This is a genomic window from Streptomyces sp. NPDC102402 (assembly GCF_044765765.1).
Classification (GTDB): domain Bacteria; phylum Actinomycetota; class Actinomycetes; order Streptomycetales; family Streptomycetaceae; genus Streptomyces.
On sequence record NZ_JBIWKR010000008.1, the window covers coordinates 138,629 to 158,309 of the forward strand.

16 protein-coding genes are annotated in these 19,681 nt (G+C 72.6%); 10 read left to right on the forward strand and 6 right to left on the reverse strand.

Annotation, left to right across the window (positions count from 1 at the left end; all coding sequences use genetic code 11):
* Nucleotides 1–241 precede the first annotated feature (241 nt).
* Complete coding sequence (gene polA / locus ACIRJR_RS23385) at nucleotides 242–2,953, forward strand: DNA polymerase I (protein WP_403783877.1); 2,712 nt, start codon at nucleotides 242–244, stop codon at nucleotides 2,951–2,953.
* 26 nt (nucleotides 2,954–2,979) lie between these two features.
* Here the strand turns inward: polA and ACIRJR_RS23390 are convergent, their stop codons facing one another.
* A complete protein-coding gene (locus tag ACIRJR_RS23390) occupies nucleotides 2,980–3,873 on the reverse strand; it encodes a DUF4184 family protein (protein ID WP_403783879.1) in 894 nt (297 codons plus the stop codon).
* A gap of 187 nt (nucleotides 3,874–4,060) precedes the next feature.
* Between ACIRJR_RS23390 and ACIRJR_RS23395 the strand changes: the two genes are divergently transcribed.
* Nucleotides 4,061–5,737, forward strand: a complete 1,677-nt coding sequence (locus ACIRJR_RS23395; protein ID WP_403783881.1) for a lytic transglycosylase domain-containing protein — start codon at nucleotides 4,061–4,063, stop codon at nucleotides 5,735–5,737.
* A gap of 62 nt (nucleotides 5,738–5,799) precedes the next feature.
* On the opposite strand, the gene hrpB is transcribed toward ACIRJR_RS23395, so the two are convergent.
* Together hrpB and ACIRJR_RS23405 are read right to left on the reverse strand one after the other, a co-directional pair.
* Nucleotides 5,800–8,310, reverse strand: a complete 2,511-nt coding sequence (hrpB, locus tag ACIRJR_RS23400) for an ATP-dependent helicase HrpB (RefSeq protein WP_403783883.1) — start codon at nucleotides 8,308–8,310, stop codon at nucleotides 5,800–5,802.
* 121 nt (nucleotides 8,311–8,431) lie between these two features.
* Entirely contained in the window at nucleotides 8,432–9,259 is an 828-nt protein-coding gene (locus ACIRJR_RS23405) for a class I SAM-dependent methyltransferase (RefSeq protein ID WP_403783885.1), read from the reverse strand.
* Nucleotides 9,260–9,657: 398 nt separating this feature from the next.
* Between ACIRJR_RS23405 and rpsA the strand changes: the two genes are divergently transcribed.
* Nucleotides 9,658–11,172, forward strand: a complete 1,515-nt coding sequence (gene rpsA / locus ACIRJR_RS23410; protein WP_277334515.1) for a 30S ribosomal protein S1 — start codon at nucleotides 9,658–9,660, stop codon at nucleotides 11,170–11,172.
* Between the two features lie 110 nt (nucleotides 11,173–11,282).
* Here the strand turns inward: rpsA and ACIRJR_RS23415 are convergent, their stop codons facing one another.
* Entirely contained in the window at nucleotides 11,283–12,242 is a 960-nt protein-coding gene (locus ACIRJR_RS23415) for a right-handed parallel beta-helix repeat-containing protein (RefSeq protein WP_403783887.1), read from the reverse strand.
* Between the two features lie 342 nt (nucleotides 12,243–12,584).
* On the opposite strand from ACIRJR_RS23415, the gene ACIRJR_RS23420 reads away from it, so the two are divergent.
* The 4 genes from ACIRJR_RS23420 to ACIRJR_RS23435 all read left to right on the forward strand — a co-directional run bounded on the left by ACIRJR_RS23420 (nucleotide 12,585) and on the right by ACIRJR_RS23435 (nucleotide 16,216).
* Nucleotides 12,585–14,108, forward strand: coding sequence for a flavin monoamine oxidase family protein (locus ACIRJR_RS23420; protein ID WP_403784266.1), 1,524 nt, complete (start codon nucleotides 12,585–12,587; stop codon nucleotides 14,106–14,108).
* Between the two features lie 82 nt (nucleotides 14,109–14,190).
* Complete coding sequence (locus ACIRJR_RS23425) at nucleotides 14,191–15,129, forward strand: PAC2 family protein (RefSeq protein WP_403783889.1); 939 nt, start codon at nucleotides 14,191–14,193, stop codon at nucleotides 15,127–15,129.
* Between the two features lie 43 nt (nucleotides 15,130–15,172).
* Complete coding sequence (gene coaE, locus ACIRJR_RS23430) at nucleotides 15,173–15,775, forward strand: dephospho-CoA kinase (RefSeq protein ID WP_403783891.1); 603 nt, start codon at nucleotides 15,173–15,175, stop codon at nucleotides 15,773–15,775.
* Nucleotides 15,776–15,847: 72 nt separating this feature from the next.
* Nucleotides 15,848–16,216, forward strand: coding sequence for a tetratricopeptide repeat protein (locus ACIRJR_RS23435; RefSeq protein ID WP_103516896.1), 369 nt, complete (start codon nucleotides 15,848–15,850; stop codon nucleotides 16,214–16,216).
* Nucleotides 16,217–16,261: 45 nt separating this feature from the next.
* On the opposite strand, the gene ACIRJR_RS23440 is transcribed toward ACIRJR_RS23435, so the two are convergent.
* Nucleotides 16,262–16,660, reverse strand: a complete 399-nt coding sequence (locus ACIRJR_RS23440) for a DUF6343 family protein (protein ID WP_403783894.1) — start codon at nucleotides 16,658–16,660, stop codon at nucleotides 16,262–16,264.
* Between ACIRJR_RS23440 and ACIRJR_RS23445 the strand changes: the two genes are divergently transcribed.
* The 3 genes from ACIRJR_RS23445 to ACIRJR_RS23455 all read left to right on the forward strand — a co-directional run bounded on the left by ACIRJR_RS23445 (nucleotide 16,642) and on the right by ACIRJR_RS23455 (nucleotide 19,212).
* Nucleotides 16,642–17,763: an ADP-ribosylglycohydrolase family protein gene (locus tag ACIRJR_RS23445; protein ID WP_403783896.1), complete on the forward strand. Its 1,122-nt coding sequence runs from the start codon at nucleotides 16,642–16,644 to the stop codon at nucleotides 17,761–17,763. The two genes, ACIRJR_RS23440 and ACIRJR_RS23445, sit on opposite strands and share 19 nt — an antisense overlap.
* A gap of 111 nt (nucleotides 17,764–17,874) precedes the next feature.
* Nucleotides 17,875–18,579 (forward strand): class I SAM-dependent methyltransferase, encoded by a 705-nt coding sequence (locus ACIRJR_RS23450; RefSeq protein ID WP_403783898.1) that lies wholly within the window; start codon nucleotides 17,875–17,877, stop codon nucleotides 18,577–18,579.
* Between the two features lie 144 nt (nucleotides 18,580–18,723).
* Entirely contained in the window at nucleotides 18,724–19,212 is a 489-nt protein-coding gene (locus tag ACIRJR_RS23455; protein WP_403783900.1) for a DoxX family protein, read from the forward strand.
* Here the strand turns inward: ACIRJR_RS23455 and ACIRJR_RS23460 are convergent.
* Entirely contained in the window at nucleotides 19,194–19,550 is a 357-nt protein-coding gene (locus tag ACIRJR_RS23460) for a hypothetical protein (RefSeq protein ID WP_403783902.1), read from the reverse strand. The genes ACIRJR_RS23455 and ACIRJR_RS23460 overlap by 19 nt on opposite strands.
* Between the last annotated feature and the right edge of the window lie 131 nt (nucleotides 19,551–19,681).

The window sequence follows — 19,681 nt, forward strand, 5'->3', positions numbered from 1 at the left end:
GCGTCCTGTCGCGTCTTCCCGCGCCTTCACTTTCCTTCGATCCTGTCATGCACGCGTGCCGGTCATGCACGCGTGCCGGTCATGCACGCGTGCCGGTCATGCATGCGTGCCGGTCATGCATGCGTGCCGGCGTGCTCTGCGGGAAGCGGCGAGGCCCGGGGCCGGTCCGGTGGACGCGGCGGGAGGGGTCCAGGGTGGCGGCCGGTCCGGATTGTCAGTGGTCCGTGGCAGGATCGGGGGCGTGGCTGAGACGGCATCGAAGAACACGGCAGACAACCGACCGCGCCTGCTCCTCATGGACGGGCACTCCCTCGCGTACCGGGCGTTCTTCGCCCTGCCCGCGGAGAACTTCACGACGGCGACGGGGCAGCCGACGAATGCCGTGTACGGCTTCATGTCGATGCTGGCGAACACGCTGCGCGACGAGGCGCCCACGCACTTCGCGGTCGCGTTCGACGTGTCCCGCAAGACGTGGCGCGCGCAGGAGTTCCCGGAGTACAAGGCGAACCGCTCCAAGACCCCCGACGAGTTCAAGGGGCAGGTCGAGCTGATCGGCGAGCTGCTGGACGCGATGCACGCGGACCGGTTCGCGGTGGACGGCTTCGAGGCGGACGACGTGATCGCGACGCTGGCCACGCAGGCCGAGGCGGCGGGCTTCGAGGTGCTGATCGTCACCGGTGACCGGGATTCGTTCCAGTTGATCACGGACAACGTGACGGTGCTCTACCCGACGAAGGGTGTCTCGGAGCTGACGCGGTTCACCCCGGAGAAGGTCGAGGAGAAGTACGGGCTCACTCCGGCCCAGTATCCGGACTTCGCGGCGCTGCGGGGCGACCCGTCGGACAACCTCCCGGGCATCCCGGGTGTGGGTGAGAAGACGGCGGCGAAGTGGATCAACCAGTTCGGTTCGTTCGCGGAGCTGGTCGAGCGGGCCGACGAGGTCAAGGGCAAGGCCGGACAGAATTTCCGGGACCACCTGGACGCGGTGAAGATGAACCGTGTGCTGACCGAGATGGTCCGCGACGTGGAGCTGCCCAAGGCCCCGGCCGAGCTGGAGCGCGCCCCGTACGACCGCACGGCGGTCACCGGCGTGCTCGACGTCCTGGAGATCCGTAACCCGAGCCTGCGCGAGCGGCTGCTCGCCGTCGACCCTGGAGCGGAGGAGGCCGGCCCGCCGGAGCCCCTGGCCGGGATCGAGCTCGACGGTGCGGTGCTGGGGTCGGGCGAGGTCGCCCCGTGGCTGGAGGCCCACGGCGGGCAGCCGCTCGGTGTGATGACCGTCGACACCTGGTCGCTGGGCACCGGCACGGTCACCGAGGTCGCGCTCGCCGCCGCCGACGGGGCCGCCGCCTGGCTGGATCCGGCCGAGCTCGACGAGGCCGACGAGCAGGCCCTGGCGGCCTGGCTCGCGGACCCCGCGCGGCCGAAGGTCCTCCACAACGCCAAGAACGTCCTGCGGGTCCTTCCCGAGCAGGGGTGGCGGCTCGAGGGCATCACCATGGACACGGCGCTCGCCGCCTATCTGGTCAAGCCCGGCCGGCGTTCCTTCGCCCTGGACGCGCTGGCGGTCGAGTACCTCGGCCGGGAGCTGGCCCCCGCACCCGCGTCCGACGGGCAGCTGGCCTTCGGCGCGGACGACCGCGCGGAGGCCGACGCGCTGATGGCGCAGGCCCGCGCGGTGCTGGACCTGGGGGACGCGTTCACGACACGCCTGAAGGAGGTCGGCGCCACCGGGCTGCTCCATGACATGGAGCTGCCCACGTCGATCATGCTGGCCCGTCTGGAGCGGCACGGCATCGCCGCCGACCGGGCGCATCTGGAGGGCATGGAGCAGCAGTTCGCCGGTGCGGTGCAGCAGGCGGTGAAGGAGGCGCACGCCGCGGTGGGCCGCGAGTTCAACCTGGGCTCGCCCAAGCAGCTCCAGGAAGTCCTCTTCGGCGAGCTGGCCCTGCCGAAGACGAAGAAGACGAAGACCGGCTACACGACCGACGCGGACGCCTTGGCGTGGCTGGCCGCGCAGACCGAGCACGAGCTGCCGGTCATCATGCTGCGCCACCGGGAGCAGGCGAAGCTGCGGGTCACGGTCGAGGGCCTGATCAAGACCGTCGCCGCGGACGGGCGTATCCACACCACGTTCAACCAGACGGTCGCGGCGACGGGCCGGCTCTCCTCGACCGACCCCAATCTGCAGAACATCCCCGTCCGGACGGACGAGGGGCGGGCGATCCGCCGGGGCTTCGTCGTGGGCGAGGGCTTCGAGACGCTGATGACGGCCGACTACAGCCAGATCGAGCTGCGGGTGATGGCCCACCTCTCCGAGGACGCCGGTCTGATCGAGGCGTTCACCTCCGGGGAGGACCTGCACACGACGGTCGCCTCGCAGGTGTTCGGCGTCGACAAGTCGGCCGTCGACGCGGAGATGCGCCGCAAGATCAAGGCGATGTCCTACGGACTGGCCTACGGGCTCTCCGCGTTCGGCCTCTCCCAGCAGCTGAACATCGACGCCGGCGAGGCGCGCGGGCTGATGGACACCTACTTCCTGCGGTTCGGGGGAGTTCGCGACTACCTCCACCGGGTCGTGGAGGAGGCCAGGTCCACCGGGTACACCGAGACGATCCTCGGCCGCCGCCGCTACCTCCCGGACCTCAACAGCGACAACCGTCAGCGGCGCGAGGCCGCTGAGCGGATGGCGCTCAACGCGCCGATCCAGGGGACGGCGGCCGACATCGTGAAGGTCGCGATGCTCAAGGTGGACCGGGCGCTGGCGGAGGCGCGGCTGACGTCACGGATGCTGCTCCAGGTCCACGACGAAATCGTCCTGGAGATCGCGAAGGGCGAGCGGAAGCAGGTCGAGGAGATCCTGCGCCGGGAGATGTCGACGGCGGTCGCGCTCCGTGCGCCGCTGGACGTCTCGGTCGGCGTGGGCAAGGACTGGGAGACAGCCGCCCACTAGAGGGTGTGTCCGGCGCCCTGCCGGCCTCAGCGGCCGGCAGGGCGGGTCGTCCGTGCGGTGTCCGCCGCACCGGGCCCCTCCGGCGGCCGCGGGCCCCGCGAGGCCTTCCGCAGCAGCCGCATCCACACCCCGTACAGCACCAGGCCCGCCGCCAGCCCCGCCCCGGCGCCGAAGCACGCCGTCGGGATGATGTCGAGCGGTGTGTCGATGTGCCCGAAGTAGGCGTACCAGCGGGCGCACCGGTGGACGGTGCCGAGCAGGACGCACAGCGCCAGGAGTGCGCCGGCCCAGCGGCGTTCGGCCCGGGCCAGCACCGGCACCGAACCCGGCGCCGGCACCGAACCCGGCACCGGGGCGGGCCCGGTGTGCCGCAGGCCCGTGTACGTGAACCAGGCCAGGACCACCAGCGCCACGGCCGAACTGCCGTACTGCACCAGCTGGAAGACGGGGTGGCCACCGACGCTGCGGCCGAGGACGGGGATCAGCTCCGTGCCCCACCGGTCGTGGTGGGTGAAGGCGTCCCACACGACGTGGGTTCCCGACCCGATGACGGCGGACAGGACGAACCACGCCGCCTCGCGCGGGACCGGGCGCCCCGGTTCGCGCCGCCGCCCCCGCAGGAAGGTGTGCACGCGGCCCTGCACCGAGCCCGGCAGCAGCGCGACGAGAGGTTCGCGGAGCATCAGCCACAGTGCCACCAACGCGCCGGTGATGAGGACGTCCACGGTGAACACCCCCCACACGGCGTGTGTCACCTCGCCGAACTCCATCGCCCGGGGGACGACCGTGTCGGCGTAGTAGGTGAGGTCGGGGGCGAACGATCCGGCGACGAGCGCGGAGGCGACGAGCGGCCCACGGCCCACGCCGGACCTGCGGATCCCCGGGAGCACGGCGGCGGCATGGCTGAGCGTGAACGGCATGGCGGCAAGTATGCGTGAGCCCGTGTCACCGCTCCCGGCCCACTTGGTGACTTGAGGACGACGAAGCTGAGAAATCCGTAAGAACGGGTCAGGGGCCGGTGTTCGGGCGCGAGGAGTTGCCGTAGGGTCGCCTGAGTCCTCGCGCTGGGGAGCGCGGGCGCCGTCGACCGGGGAGGGACCGACACGTATGGCAGCGCAATTCGGCCGCAGGCTTCGCAGGGGAGCCACCACCACGGCGGTGGCGGCGGCCGCCGTCGCCGCCCTCGCGGCGTCGCAGGCTCCCGCCGCACCACAGACCGACGGCGCGGCCGATGACCGTACGGCGGCCGGTGCGACCCCGTCCGAGGACAGTGCGGCCACGGGCAACTCGCCCTACCACACGGACCTTCCGCCGCTCACCACGCCCGGCAAGCCCGGCGCTTCCGTGAACCTGCCCGTGACCGGCAGCGCCGAGGCGGGCATACCCGCCTCCGTCCTGGCCGCGTACAAGAAGGCCCAGCAGGAGCTCGCGAGCTCCGACGCCGCGTGCCGTCTGCCGTGGCAGCTCCTCGCCGCGATCGGCAAGGTCGAGTCCGGCCAGGCCCGCGGCGGCAAGGTCGACGCGAACGGCACCACCCTCTCCCCGATCCTCGGCCCGGCCCTCAACGGCCAGGGTTTCGCCCTGATCAAGGACACCGACGGCGGGGCGTACGACGACGACGCGACCCACGACCGCGCGGTCGGCCCGATGCAGTTCATCCCGTCCACCTGGGCCACCTGGGGCCAGGACGGAAACGGGGACGGGCGCAAGGACCCCAACAACATCTACGACGCGGCACTGGCCGCCGGCCGCTACCTCTGCGCGGGCCCTCGCGACCTGTCGCTCGCCGCGGACCTCGACCGGGCGGTGCTGAGCTACAACCACTCGACGGAGTACCTGCGCACGGTGCGCTCCTGGTTCGACTACTACAAGCGCGGCACCCACGAGGTCCCCGACGGCACGGGGGTCCTTCCCGCGGGCACGGGCGGCGGCGGCACGTCCTCCCCGTCGCCCACACCCACGCCGAGCCCCGGCCCGGCCACGCCCGGCACGAGCCCGTCGCCCGGCCCGGATCCGACACCGCCGCCCACGACACCGCCCACCAAGCCCCCGACCACGCCGCCGACCACGCCGCCCACTACGCCTCCCACCCCGCCCGCGACGCTCGGCAGCCTCGAGAACGCGGGTACCGGCACCCTCACCGCGACGGCCGGCGAGGCGTTCGCCGAGCGCGTCAGGGTCCGGGCGAGGAGCACGCTCGGCGCCCCGCTCGTCAAGTCGTCGGTCACCTTCGCCGTCGTCGGCGTCACGGACACCCGCTTCGCCGGCGGGAAGAGCACCGTCACCGTGACCACGGGATCCGACGGCACCGCCACCGCCCCCGTCCTGACGGCAGGTGACAAGGCGGGCTCCTTCAAGGTGACGGCCGTGGCGGGCACCGCCAAACCGCGCACCCTCGCCTTCACCGCGAACGTCACCGCCCGGGTCGCGGACACCATCGTCCGCACCGGCGACAAGGCCCTCACCGCCGCCACCGGCGCCGAGTTCGCCGACCGGGTCGAGGTCAGGACGACGTACAAGGGCACAGGGGTGGCGGACACCGCCGTCACCGCCACGATGACCACCGATGCGGAGACGCCCGCCGAGAACGACAAGGGTCCGTACTTCAAGGGTGCCGACGGTACGGCCGTCCGCACCCTGGACCTGACGACCGGCGCCGACGGGGTCCTCGAACTCCCGAGGATCTACGCCGACGACACGGCGGGCACCTACACGCTCCGGCTCACCACCGCGAGCGGCGCCACGCTGACGGTCGAGCTGAAGATCGAGGCACCCGCGGCCTGAGCCGGACGGGACGAGCGACGAGGGGGTGTCCGGCGCAGGCCGGACACCCCCTCCTTCGCGTCCTAGCCCCGGCGCAGCCGCGCCGTGGTGAAGCGGGTCGCCTCCATGGCCGTGGGGTCCTCGGGCCACGGGTGCTTCGGATAGCGGCCCCGCAGTTCCGCCCGTACGCCCTTGTAGCCCTCCCGCCAGAACGACGCCAGGTCCGCGGTCACCGCCGCCGGGCGCCCGGCGGGGGACAGCAGGTGGACCACGACGGGAACACCGGCCACCCTGGGCGTCTCACCCAGTCCGAAGAGCTCCTGCACCTTCACGGCGAGCACCGGCTGATCGCCGCCGTACTCCACCCGGATCCTCGACCCGCTCGGCACCTCGATCCGCTCCGGGGCGAGCTCGTCCAGGCGCCCCGCGTCGCCCGTCGCCCAGGGCAGCAGCCGCCGCACCGCCTGCCCGGCGTCGATCCGCGCCAGATCGGCACGTCGCCCGGCCCGCGACAACTCCGGCTCCAGCCACTCGTCGGCGCGCGCCAGCAGCGCCGCGTCCGACACGTCCGGCCACGGCGCCCCCAGCACCCGGTGCAGGAAAGCGAGGCGCAGCCGCAGCTGCTCACTGTCCCGGTTCCACCGCAACAGCCCCGGTCCCTCGCGGCGCAGCCCCTCCAGCAGCGCACCGCGCACCAGCTCAGGGGCGGGTCCGCGCAGCGCGCGCACCGTCAGTTCGACGGCCCCCAGGCGGTCGACGGACCGCGCCACCACGTCGCCGTCCGCCCAGCGGACCTCCTCACCGGAGAACCGCAGGTGCCCGGCGGCCAGCAGCGCCGTGCCCTCGTCGATGACGGCCGCGAGCCGCACCCGGGCGGACGCGGCGTGAGCGGGCCGGTCCGCGACCGCGACCGCCAGCCAGGGCGCGCTGCGCAGCCGGGAGCCGTCCCGGAGCTCCGCGCCCGTCCCCGACGCCATGAGGAACGACCCCTCCCCCCTGGCCCGTGCCACCCGCTCGGGGAACGCCAGGGCCGCGACCAGCCCGACAGCAGCGTCGTCCGGACCGGTCCCCGTGTCCTTCGGCGCCTTCGACGACCCGAGCGGCTGCGAGAGCCGCCGCACCTCCTGACGCCAGCGCGCCGCGTAACCGTCCCCGCCGCGCCGTGCCGTGCGCAGCGCGTGGGCCAGGTCGTCGCCGTACTCCCGCGGCGGCTCCTCGCTCAGCAGCGCCACCACTTCCGCGGCGCGGCGCCCGCCCACCTCGTCCGCGCCGTCCAGGAGGGCGCGGGCCAGCCGGGGGTGCAGGCCGAGGCGGGACATCCGTACGCCGCGGCTCGTCGCGCGCCCATCGGCGCCGACCGCGCCGACCGCGCCCAGGACCTCCCGCGCCGCCGCCATGGCGCCGGCGGGCGGCGGGTCCAGGAGCGCGAGCCCGGACGCGTCCGGATCGCCCCAGCAGGCGGCCTGCAGTGCGAACGCCGCGAGATCGGCCACCTTGATCTCGGGGGAGGGGAACGGGGCCAGCCGCCCGTCCTCGGCCTGGTCCCAGCAGCGGTACACCGCACCCGGGGCCTCGCGCCCGGCGCGGCCCGCCCGCTGGCGGCCCGCGGCCCGTGACGCCCGTACGGTCGTCAGGGCGGAGAGGCCCCGTGCGTGGTCGGTACGCGGCTCCCTCGCCAGCCCGGAGTCCACGACGATCCGCACCCCGGGCACCGTCAGGGACGACTCGGCCACGGAGGTCGCCAGCACCACCCGGCGGCCCCGCGACGACCCGGCCAGCACCGCGTCCTGCACGGCGGCCGGGGCGCGCCCGTGCACCTGGAGCACCTCGGCGTCCACGCCCGCGAGCTGTCCGGCCACCCGGCCGATCTCGCCGACACCCGGCAGGAAGCACAGCACGTCGCCGTCCCGCTCGGCCAGTGCCCGGCGCACCACGGCGGCCACGTGCGTCAGCAGGGCCGGGTCCACCCTCATCCCGTGCGGCGGCCGCACGGTGGTGGGCGGTGGCGCCCACACCACCTCGACCGGATGGGACACGCCGTGCGCCTCGATCACCGGAGCGTCGCCCAGCAGACGCGCCCAGCCCTCGGCGTCCGTCGTCGCGGACGCCGCGACCAGGCGCAGATCGGGCCTGATCGTCCCCCGTACGTCGAGGAGGAACGCGGCGGCCGTGTCCGCGTCCAGATGGCGCTCGTGGCACTCGTCGATGATCACGACGTCGGCCCCGGACAGTTCCTGGTCGCGCTGCAGCCGCTGGAGCAGCACCCCGGTGGTCACGACCTCCACGACCGTCTCCGGCCCCACCGCCCGCTCACCGCGCACGGTGAAGCCGACCCGGCCGCCGGCCTGCTCGCCGAGCAGCCATGCCATGCGCCGCGCCGCCGCCCGGGCGGCGATCCTGCGGGGTTCGGCGACGAGCACCCGGCGCGGCGGTCCGCCGCCGGTCAGCCCGGCGAGCACCAGGGGCACGAGAGTCGTCTTGCCGGTCCCGGGCGGTGCGCAGAGCACGGCCGCCCCCCGCTCGTCGAGGGCCCGCTCCAGGGCGGGCACGGCGGTGCGGACGGGCAGCTGGTCCAGTGCGTCGGTACGGATCACGCCCCCAGTCTCGTACGCCGGCGGCCCGGCGGGGCCGGGGGTGCCTCAGGAGGCGGGCAGCCCGCCCCGTGCTTCAGGAGGCGGGCCGCCCCGTGTCTCAGGAGGCGGGCCGCCCTGTGTCTCAGGAGGCCGGCAGCCCGCCCCGCTCGCAGACGAAGATCGCCGTACCGGGGATCAGGTTCCCCCGCAGCGGGGACCAGCCGCCCCACTCCTGGGCGTTCCAGGAGGGCCACTCCGGCTCCACGAGGTCGATCAGCCGGAAGCCGCCCGCCACGACGTCCCGCACCCGGTCGCCCAGCGTCCTGTGGTGCTCCACGTACACCGCGTCGCCGTTCTCGTCCTGCTCCACGTAGGGCACGCGGTCGAAGTAGGAGGCGGACACGGAGAGCCCTTCCGGACCCGGCTCGTCGGGGAACGCCCAGCGGACCGGGTGGGTCACCGAGAAGACCCAGCGGCCTCCGGGCCGCAGCACCCGGTGCACCTCGCGGAAGACCTGGACGGGGTCGGCGACGAAGGGCACCGCGCCGTAGGCGGAGCAGGCCAGGTCGAAGGAGCCGTCCCGGAAGGGGAGCCGTCCCGCGTCGGCCTCCACGAGCGGGACGCCGCCGCCGATGCGCAGGGCGTGCTGGAGCTGGCGGTGGGAGAGGTCCAGGGCCACCGGGCGGGCGCCCTGGGCGGCGAGCCAGCGCGAGCACTGGGCGGCACCGGCCCCGATCTCCAGGACGTCGAGGCCCTTCAGCTCCCCGGCCGGGCCCAGCAGGGCGGCCTCCGCCTCGTCGAGGCCCTCCGGGCCCCAGACGAAGCGGTCGTCCCCGAGGAAGGCCCCGTGGTCACTCTGGTACTCGTCGGCGTTCCGGTCCCACCAGCCGCGGCTCGCCCGGCTGCTCTCCGACTCGCCGGCCTGCCGCCGGGTCGCTTCGGGTTCGGACCCGTGGATCTCTTGGCTCATCGTGCCCGTCGTTGTAGTTTGCCTTCACCCGCTTCGCGCGGGTGCCTCCACGGGCCGTACGGCCCTGTACGTCCGTGTGCGCGCGACACACCGCTGTCGGCCGATGTGTCCTCGGCGGACGTGAGTTGTGCCGGGATCGGGGTGTTGTGCCCCGGGTGTGCGCCTTCGCGCATTGACCCTGTCCGGCTGCCCCCGTATGCTACAAGTTGCGCTGCGAGCCTGCGCGCCTCAGACCTAGCAGGCCGCGCTCGCGTCTGTTGCATGTCCCCTCGGTTGTCGAGGTGCCTCTCCGGTTCAGGTTGGGTGCCCGCCAGGCTGTCCGGCTTCTGCAGAGGCGATACGGGCTTTCGGCGTAGCAGTACCTACGACTCTCTGTCCGTACCGGAGCCCTTTCCCACATGACGAGCAGCACCGAGACCACCGCCACCACTCCGCAGGTTGCGGTCAACGACATCGGCGACGCGGACGCGTTCCTCGCGGCGATCGACGAGACGATCAAGTACTTCAACGACGGCGACATCGTTGACGGAGTCATCGTCAAGGTTGACCGCGACGAGGTCCTCCTCGACATCGGTTACAAGACCGAAGGTGTCATCCCGAGCCGCGAGCTCTCGATCAAGCACGACGTCGACCCGAACGAGGTCGTCAAGGTCGGCGACGAGATCGAGGCCCTGGTTCTCCAGAAGGAGGACAAGGAAGGCCGCCTGATCCTCTCGAAGAAGCGCGCTCAGTACGAGCGTGCCTGGGGCACCATCGAGAAGATCAAGGAAGAAGACGGCATCGTCACCGGTACCGTCATCGAGGTCGTCAAGGGTGGTCTCATCCTCGACATCGGCCTCCGTGGCTTCCTCCCGGCGTCGCTCGTCGAGATGCGTCGCGTCCGCGACCTCCAGCCCTACGTGGGCAAGGAGCTCGAGGCCAAGATCATCGAGCTGGACAAGAACCGCAACAACGTGGTCCTGTCCCGCCGTGCCTGGCTCGAGCAGACCCAGTCCGAGGTGCGCCAGACGTTCCTCACGACCCTGCAGAAGGGTCAGGTCCGCTCCGGCGTCGTCTCCTCGATCGTCAACTTCGGTGCCTTCGTGGACCTGGGCGGCGTCGACGGTCTCGTGCACGTCTCCGAGCTGTCCTGGAAGCACATCGACCACCCCTCCGAGGTCGTCGAGGTCGGTCAGGAAGTCACCGTCGAGGTCCTCGACGTCGACATGGACCGCGAGCGCGTCTCGCTGTCGCTCAAGGCGACGCAGGAAGACCCGTGGCAGCAGTTCGCCCGTACGCACCAGATCGGGCAGGTCGTTCCCGGTAAGGTCACCAAGCTCGTTCCGTTCGGTGCGTTCGTGCGCGTCGACGAGGGCATCGAGGGCCTGGTCCACATCTCCGAGCTGGCCGAGCGCCACGTGGAGATCCCGGAGCAGGTCGTCCAGGTCAACGACGAGATCTTCGTCAAGGTCATCGACATCGACCTCGAGCGCCGCCGCATCAGCCTCTCGCTGAAGCAGGCCAACGAGGCCTTCGGTGGCGACCCGGCGTCGGTCGAGTTCGACCCGACCCTGTACGGCATGGCCGCGTCCTACGACGACCAGGGCAACTACATCTACCCCGAGGGCTTCGACCCCGAGACCAACGACTGGCTCGAGGGCTTCGAGTCGCAGCGTGAGGTCTGGGAGACGCAGTACGCCGAGGCGCAGCAGCGCTTCGAGCAGCACCAGGCCCAGGTCATCAAGTCCCGCGAGGCCGACGAGGCTGCCGCTGCCGAGGGCGCTGCCGCCCCGGCCGGCGCTGCCCCGGCTGCCTCCGGCGGCAGCGGTGGCGGCGGCTCGTACTCCTCGGAGTCCGCGGACAACTCCGGCGCCCTGGCGTCGGACGAGGCCCTGGCCGCCCTGCGCGAGAAGCTGGCCGGCGGCCAGAGCTGACGCTCTGACCCCAGCCGCTCATCGGCTGCAGTAGCTGTGGAGCTGTAGGTGAGGCCCGTCCCCTTCGGGGGGCGGGCCTCACTCGTGTGCCGGTGCGCGGGCGGAGGGCGTCAGGGCGTCACGGCGATGTTCGTCAGCCCCTTGCCGCCGGTGACGGTGTTGCTGCCGTACACGGTGGTGCGGCAGGCGGCGCTCTGGTTGGTGACGTTCACGGCGAGCTGCCCGGCGCCCGCGGCGCCCGTGAGGTCCGAGGTGTTGCCGCGGAAGACCGTGCCGCAGCCCCAGCCGCTCTGCTGGGTGTGGGTCTCGTATCCGTTGTTCGTGGTGGCGACGCCCTTGTTGTTCTCCACCAGCACGTCGTTGCCCTTCACGTCGACCCAGGAGTCGTCGTAGTTGGCGCCGGTCAGTCCGCTGCCGTCGAAGGTGTTGCCGACGATCACCGCGCCCGTGGTGCCTTCCTTGATGTCGACGTTCTCGCCCCCGACCCCCGGGCCGATGGTGTTGCCCTGTATCAGCACCCCGTCGCTGCGGTCGGTGAGGTCGCCCGCCGATCCGACGTACACGCCCTCGCCCATGCCGCGGCCGTCGTGACCCGTGTCGAAGATCCGTGAGTCCTTCAGGACGCCGTCACGGCTGGACGTGCGGAAGTGGACTCCCTCCATGTCGAGGTCGTGCACGGTCACCGAGTCGATGACGACCCCGGCCGCCGCGTCGGTCACGATGCCCTTCTGGCCGCCGGTGACCGTGACGCCGCGCACCGTCCAGTACGACGCCCCGTTCAGGTGCAGTCCGTATCCGCCGCCCGCCGTCAGGACCGCGGCGGAGGATCCGGTGAGGGTGATGCGTGCGGAGGGGGTGGCCGGGACGGTCGCCTTGAAGTTGCCGGTGTAGGTGCCGTCGGCGAGCCGGATCGTGTCACCGGGGGCCGCGGCGGCCAGTGCCGCCTTGAGCTGCGCCGAGGTGCTCACATCGACGACCGCCGCCTGCGCCCCGCCGGCCGTGGCGAGGGAGAGGGCGCCCGAGGCGAGCGCGGCGGTCAGCAGGGCGGGGATCAGCGTGCGGGTGCGCATGGGGTGCCTTCCCGTCGAGGGGTTTCAGAGGTTCTCGTACGTGAATGTGGGGCGAGTCTCTGAATCTGACGGCGACGGTGAGTCTGTTGCGTGGGCATGTCAAGGTCTGGACCAATATGCCCACGCCGCCGCCGGACAGAGGAAACGTGTGGGATACACGAGTTGCTGACGGCCCGTAACACGTGCTTGCCAGGATCCGCGCAACAGCAGGATCACCAGGGGAGCCAGGGAATGACACACACGTCGAACACCTCACGCGACTCACAGGCATCTCCCGTGGCGGCGGGCGCCAGCCGCCGGAGCTTTCTGCGCAACGTGGGCCTCACCGGCGGCGCCGGGGCCATGTTCGCCACCATGGGCGCGCTCGGCCTCGCTCCCACCGCCCAGGCCGCCGCCCGCGAGCCCGCCTTCCGGGCGCCGAGCCCCGGCGACTTCTCCCTGAAGGGCAGGGCGGCGGCGAAGGTCGTCGTCGTCGGCGGAGGCATCGCCGGCCTCGCCGCGGCCTACGAGCTGGGCAAGGCGGGATACGACTGCACCGTCCTGGAGGCGCGGGGCCGCACCGGCGGGCGGAACTTCACCGTGCGGGGCGGCGATTCGACCACCGACACCTACGGCAACAGGCAGACGGCCCGCTTCAGCGACGGCCAGTACATGAACGCCGGACCCGGCCGCATCCCGCAGTGGATGGTCACCCTCGACTACTGTCGCGAACTCGGCGTACCCGTAGAGGTGTTCACGAACGAGAACGCCAACGCCTACCTCTTCAACGAGAAGGCGGGCATGAAGGCCCCGGTGCGCTACCGCACCGCCAAGGCGGACATGTACGGCTACGTCGCGGAGCTCCTCGCCAAGGCGGAGGGGAAGGGCGCCCTCGACCGGCAGATCACCGCCGACGACCAGGAACGGCTGGTGGAGTTCCTCAAGGAGTTCGGCGACCTCGGCGACACGCTCGAATACACCGGCAGCCCCCGGCGCGGCTACCGCGTCGATCCGGCCGCGGCCGGTACCCCGGGCGAGGTGCTCGGCTCCGTGCCGACCGCCTCCGAGGTCTTCGCGAGCGGGGTCGGACGCTACTTCTCCTTCGAGTTCGAGTACGACCAGGCGATGCTGATGTTCCAGCCGGTCGGCGGCATGGACCGGATCCCGGCGGCACTCACCAGGGCGGTCGGCGAGCGCAGGATCCGCACCGGGGCGGCCGTCACCGACATCACCGACACCGCCCACGGCGTCACCGTCACCTACACGCAGTCGGGCCGTACCCGCCGCGTCGAGGCGGACTACTGCATCGCCGCGCTGCCGCCCAACATCCTGGCGAAGACCGGTCACAACCTCGGCCCGGCCGTCCAGAGCGCCCTGGAGGCATGCAGGCCGTCCTCGGCGGGCAAGATAGGCCTGGAGTACCGGAGCCGCTGGTGGGAGAGCGACCACCGGATCTTCGGAGGCATCACGGAGACCGACATGGACCTCTCCCACATCTGGTACCCGTCCTACGGGCACCTCGGTGAGCGCGGCACCATCATCGGCTACTACAACACCGGTTCGAACGCCGACGCGTACGCCGCCCTCGCACCCCGGGAGAGGGAGGCGCGGGCACTCGCCCAGGGCGTGAAGATCCACGGTGACAAATACCGCACGGAACTCGCCACGTCGTTCTCCCACCACTGGCGCCAGACCCCGTACCTGGAGGCCGCCTGGCACTCCCTGTCCGGCGGGCCCGACGCCCCCGCCTTCGCACCTCTCAACAACCCTGCCGGGCACGTGTACTTCGCCGGCGACTACCTCAGCCACACCGACGCCTGGCAGCACGGCGCGTTCACCTCCGCGCGGAAGGTGGTGACGGCACTGCACACCCGGGTCCTCGCCTGACGGTGAGCACGGGCGGCGCGGGCGGGAATGCCGCGGCCGGGCGGGGTGTTCTTGTCCAGGAACACGAGGAGGAGCGGTAACCGTGCCTGATCCGCAGAGTTTGTACGAATGGGAGCCCAAGGGCCTGGCCGTCGTCGACATGGCGCTCGCCCAGGAGTCGGCCGGCCTGGTCATGCTCTACCACTTCGACGGGTACATCGACGCGGGCGAGACGGGCGAGCAGATCGTCGACGGCCTGCTCGAGACGCTGCCGCACCAGGTCGTGGCCCGCTTCGACCACGACCGGCTCGTCGACTACCGGGCGCGCCGCCCGCTGCTCACCTTCAAGCGCGACCGGTGGACGTCGTTCGAGGCGCCCACCCTGGACGTCAGGGTCGTACAGGACGCCACCGGCACACCCTTCCTGCTCCTGTCCGGACCCGAGCCGGACGTGGAGTGGGAGAGGTTCGCCGCCGCCGTGGAGCAGATCGTGGAGCGCCTCGGCGTCCGCCTCGCGGTCAACTTCCACGGCATCCCCATGGGCGTTCCGCATACCCGCCCCGTCGGCATCACCCCGCACGGCAACCGCACCGACCTGATGCCCGGACACCGCGGCCTCTTCGACGAGGCGCAGGTGCCCGGCTCCGCCGAGGCCCTCGTCGAGTACCGGCTGATGGAGGTCGGGCACGACGTCCTCGGTGTCGCCGCCCATGTGCCGCACTACGTCGCCAGGTCCGCCTATCCGGACGCCGCGCTCACCGCCCTGGAGGCGATCACCGGGGCGACCGGGCTCGTCCTGCCGGGCATCGCGCACACGCTGCGCACGGAGGCGCACCGCACCCAGACCGAGATCGACCGGCAGGTCGGCCAGGGCGACGAGGAGCTCGTCTCGCTCGTCGAAGGCCTGGAGCACCAGTACGACGCGGTCGCGGGGTCCGAGACGCGTGGCAATCTCGTCGCGGAGCCGGTCGATCTTCCCTCGGCGGACGAGATCGGCCGCGAATTCGAACGTTTCCTCGCGGAACGCGAGGGCGATTCCTGAGGGGACCTCCGGCCGCTCCCCGGCCGGAGGTTAGGCTCGGCGCATGCTGAAAGTGGGCCTGACCGGCGGGATCGGCGCCGGCAAGAGCGAAGTGTCACGGCTGCTCGCACGCTACGGAGCCGTACTGATCGACGCCGACCGGATCGCCCGCGAGGTCGTCGAACCCGGCACCCCCGGCCTCACGGCCGTCGTCGAGGCCTTCGGGCCCGGAATCCTGGAGCCCGGCGGAGCCCTCGACCGGTCGGCGCTCGGCTCGATCGTCTTCGCCGACCCCGCGCGCCTGGCCACGCTCAACGCCATCGTCCACCCGCTCGTCGGAGCCCGTTCCGCCGAGCTGGAGCGGGCCGCCGGAGCCGGTGCGGTCGTCGTCCACGACGTGCCGCTCCTCACGGAGAACGGCCTCGCCCCCCTGTACGACCTGGTCGTCGTCGTGGACGCGGCACCCGGGACCCAGCTCGACCGGCTCGTACGGCTGCGCGGCATGGAGGAGCCGGACGCCCGCGCCCGGATGGCGGCGCAGGCCACCCGGGAGGAGCGGCTGGCCGTCGCCGATCTCGTCGTCGACAACGACGGGCCGCTGGAGGACCTGGAACCGCAGGTCCGCGCGGTCTGGTCGGAGCTCACCGCCCGGGTCGCCACCGGCTGAGCCGGCGCCCGGCCGGAATACGGGCTCCCGGCCGGATGTTGAAGAGCGGCAGGCGAGGGGAAGGATGAAGCCGTGCCCGAGAGGAATCCGGAAACCCATGTCATCGACTTCCGCGCGGCGGAGCAGCTGCTCGCCGCACGGGATCCACGCGGCGCGGTCAAGCTGCTCGACTCGGTGATAGCCGCCCACCCGGAGAACACCGCGGCCCGGCTGCTGCGCGCCCGGGCCTTCTTCGCCGCCGCCCAACTGCGCCCGGCCGAACTCGAATTCGAGCTGGTTCTGGAGCGGGAGCCGGACAACGCGTTCGCGCACTTCGCCCTGGCCCGGACGTTCCAGCGGGCCGGCCGCCCCGAACAGGCCACCCGGCACTTCCGGCTGGCAGCCGCGCTCGACCCGAACCCGGAGTTCCTGCGGGCCGCCCGCTTCGACGACCGCCCCTGACGGCGGGAGCGTGACCCGGGGGCGCGTCGAACGCCCCGCCGGGAATCAGGGGGCGCGTCGGCGCCGCCGGTCCCGCCCGGGTCCGTAAGGGGGGACGTTCCGGCCGGGCTGGAAGGCCGAGCCCTGCCGCATGCGGTGGACGACGACGCAGAGGTCCGTGACCGTCACCACCAGCAGGACGGCGCAGGCCGTCGCCCAGCCCGCGCGTCCGGTCGCGACGAAGGCCACCAGGCCGCAGACGGCCCAGGCCATGCCCCATACACTCAGCCACAGTCGCATCCGTAGAGGACTGCGAGCGGTGGCCGGTTCACTTCCGGTACGCATCACCATCGCCTCCGCTCCAGCATGCCCCCGCGGTCCGGCGAACGGAAACCGGTGGGGACGACGGGGAGCGGGCAGTGGCGAACTCGGAGCACGGGCACACGGTGCCGGAGACGACGGCATGGGCCTCCGAGGCCGTACACCGGTCCAGGGTGAGGGGCGCGCTGCTGGGCGGGGCGGTCGGGGACGCACTCGGCAACCCGGTCGAGTTCCTCTCCCTGGACGGCATCCGCCGGGCTCACGGGGAGCGGGGCGTACGCGGCTTCGTCGCGGACCCCGACGGGGTCATCGGGCGGATCACGGACGACACCCAGATGACCCTCTTCACGGTCGAGGGGCTGATCAGGGCACGCTCCCGGGCCGCCTCCAAGGGCGTCGGGGGCGCGGAGGCCGAGACCGTCCACCATGCCTATCTGCGCTGGCTCGACACCCAGAACCACCCCTCGCCGCCCCCGCGCGCCGGCGACGACCCCGTACGGACCGGCTGGCTCCGGCAGCAGCCCTGGCTGTACGCGCGCCGCGCGCCGGGTAACGCGTGCCTGACGGGTCTGGCGTCCGGCGGGGCCCCGGCGCCCGGCGTGGAACTCGCGCTGCCGGGCCCCGTCAACCCGCACTCCAAGGGCTGCGGCACGGTGATGCGGTCGGCCCCCTTCGGCCTGCTGGGCGTGGACGCGCCGACGGCCTTCTCGCTCGCCGCCCGGTGTGCGCTGATCACCCATGGCCATCCCACCGGGGCCTACGCGGCGGGTGCGCTCGCCGCGGTCGTCACCCATCTGCTGGAGGGCGACTCGCCGGAGGGCTCCGTGCTGCGGGCCATGGAGCTGCTGGGCCGGCAGCGGGGACACGAGGAGACGACGGCCGCGCTGCGTGCCGCGGTCGACCTCGCGGCCCACGGCCGTCCGTCCGCCGAGCGGGTCGAGTCCCTGGGGGCGGGCTGGGTCGCGGAGGAGGCCCTGGCCATCGCCGTGTACTGCGCGCTCGTGCTCCCGCGGGCCGAGGACGTCGCCGAAGCGCTGCTCCTGTCGGTCAACCACTCCGGGGACAGTGACTCCACGGGCTCGGTCTGCGGCAACCTGCTCGGCGCGCGCCACGGCGACGTACGCCTCCCGGCCTCCTGGCTGGCCCGCACCGAGGGGCGGTCCGTGATCGCCGAGATCGCCGACGACCTGTCCATGGAGCTGGAACAGCCGGTGGCGTGGCCCGAGGGCCGCTACCCCCACCACTGACCCGTCTCGGCCCGCGACACCTCTGACCCGTCTCGGCCCGCGACATCACTGACCGTCACGGCCCGCGACCACGGCGGGAACGCCGCCCCGCGCCCGGACGTTCCGGCGGGTATGAGCGGACAACTGGTACGCGAGGGACACAGCGGGACGGGACCCGGCCCGATCACTCCGGACGGCTGCGCGGTCGAGCTCTACACCCGCCTGTCCGCGGGCACCGAGCCGGAGGTGATCGGTTCGGTGCTGCGGCCGGGGGCGAGCGTGCTCGAACTGGGCTGCGGGGCGGGCCGGGTGACGCATTCCCTGGTCGCGCGGGGCTTCGAGGTGACGGCGGTGGACGAGTCGGCGCAGATGCTGGAGCGCGTGCGGGGCGCCCGCACGGTCCGGAGCCCCATCGAGGCGCTGGACCTCGGGGAGGAGCGGTTCGACGCCGTCGTGCTCGGCTCGTTCCTGGTGCACACGAGCGATCACCGGGTGAGGGAGGGGCTGCTCGCCACCTGCCGTACGTACGTGAAGGACGACGGCGCCGTGGTCATCCAGCGCGAGGGCGCCGACTACCACTGCGATCTGCCCCGGGAGCGGGAGGACCTGGCCGCCGGCTGCACCATCCGGATCCTCTCGGCGGAGCCCGTGGGCGACGGGGTGAACGAGGTGCGCGCGGAGTACGTGTTCGAGGACGCCCGGTGGACCCAGACCTTCCGGTCGCGGGTGCTGTCCGTGGAGCGGTTCGAGGCGTATCTGGGCGAGGCCGGGCTTCTCGTCGACCGCTACCTCACTCCGGACGGCGTATGGGTGCTGGCACGCCCCGAGCGGCCCTGAAAGAAGGCGGATCGGGGGCCGGGAGCCCGATGAGTTCCGGAGCCCGGCGAGGTCTACCTCTCCGAAAGCGTCGGTGAGCGCGGCGGCGGGAACCGCCCCCCGCGCCGGTGCACGTCCCCCATGAGGCCCTCGGAGGAGACCGCCATGCCCGAAATCGTCACGCCCGAAGCCACCGCCGCTGCCCCGCCCGTCCTGCCGGACGCCGCCTCCGCACCGCGCCGCCGCGTTGCCCCCGCCGTCCTGACCGGGGCCCGTGTGCTCCTCGCGCTGTTCCTCGGCTTCAGCGCGGTGGCCAAGCTCGTCGCCCACGCGTCGGCCGTCGAGTCGTTCGACCGGATGGGCTGGGGCAGCGGTGCGATGTACGCGATCGGCGGTCTGGAGCTCGCCGGTGCGCTGGCCCTGCTGGTCCCGCTGCTGGCCGGAGTGGCCGCCGTCGCGCTCGTCGGGCTGCTGGCCGGTGCGTCCGTCGTCCAGCTGACGCTGCTCGACCCCCCGAACGCCGTCATGCCCGCCCTGCTCGTCGTGCTGGTCGTCCTGATCGCCAGGGAGCGGCGGGAGCGGACCCGGGAGCTGTTCGCGCTGCTCGGCGGTCGCGGTCGGGGATCCCGCGCCGGTCAGTGGACGAAGCGGTAGCTGCGCCAGGGAAGGCTGCGGGGCGAGTTGACGTCGGTGAACGTCGTGGCCACATAGGTGGTCCCACCGCCGGAGCAGTCGCGGGTGGGGTAGAGGATCATGTCGATCTTGGTCTCGTTGGCGACCTCGCGCGCGCCGTCGGGGCCCATTTCGTGGCAGCCCTTGACCGACGGGCTGTTCACGCTGACGACCTTGTCCTGGTCGGTCGTGTACTCGACCGGTCCGACCGCCGTACGTCCCAGACCGGAACAGCCCGTGGCGGCCAGGGCGAACAGGACCGCACCGGCGGCGATGCCGGTACGTCGGCGGAGAACGGTGGGGGGCGCGGTGACGGACATGGGCGGGGTCCTCGTCTGCTCGTCCGGCTCATCGGTACGTCACAGAGACGTGCTGGCGCTGGTCACCCTGCCCGTTTCCCCCGGTGCCGGCATCCGGTGCGCGGCCGGCCGGGGTCCCTGGTACCCGGACG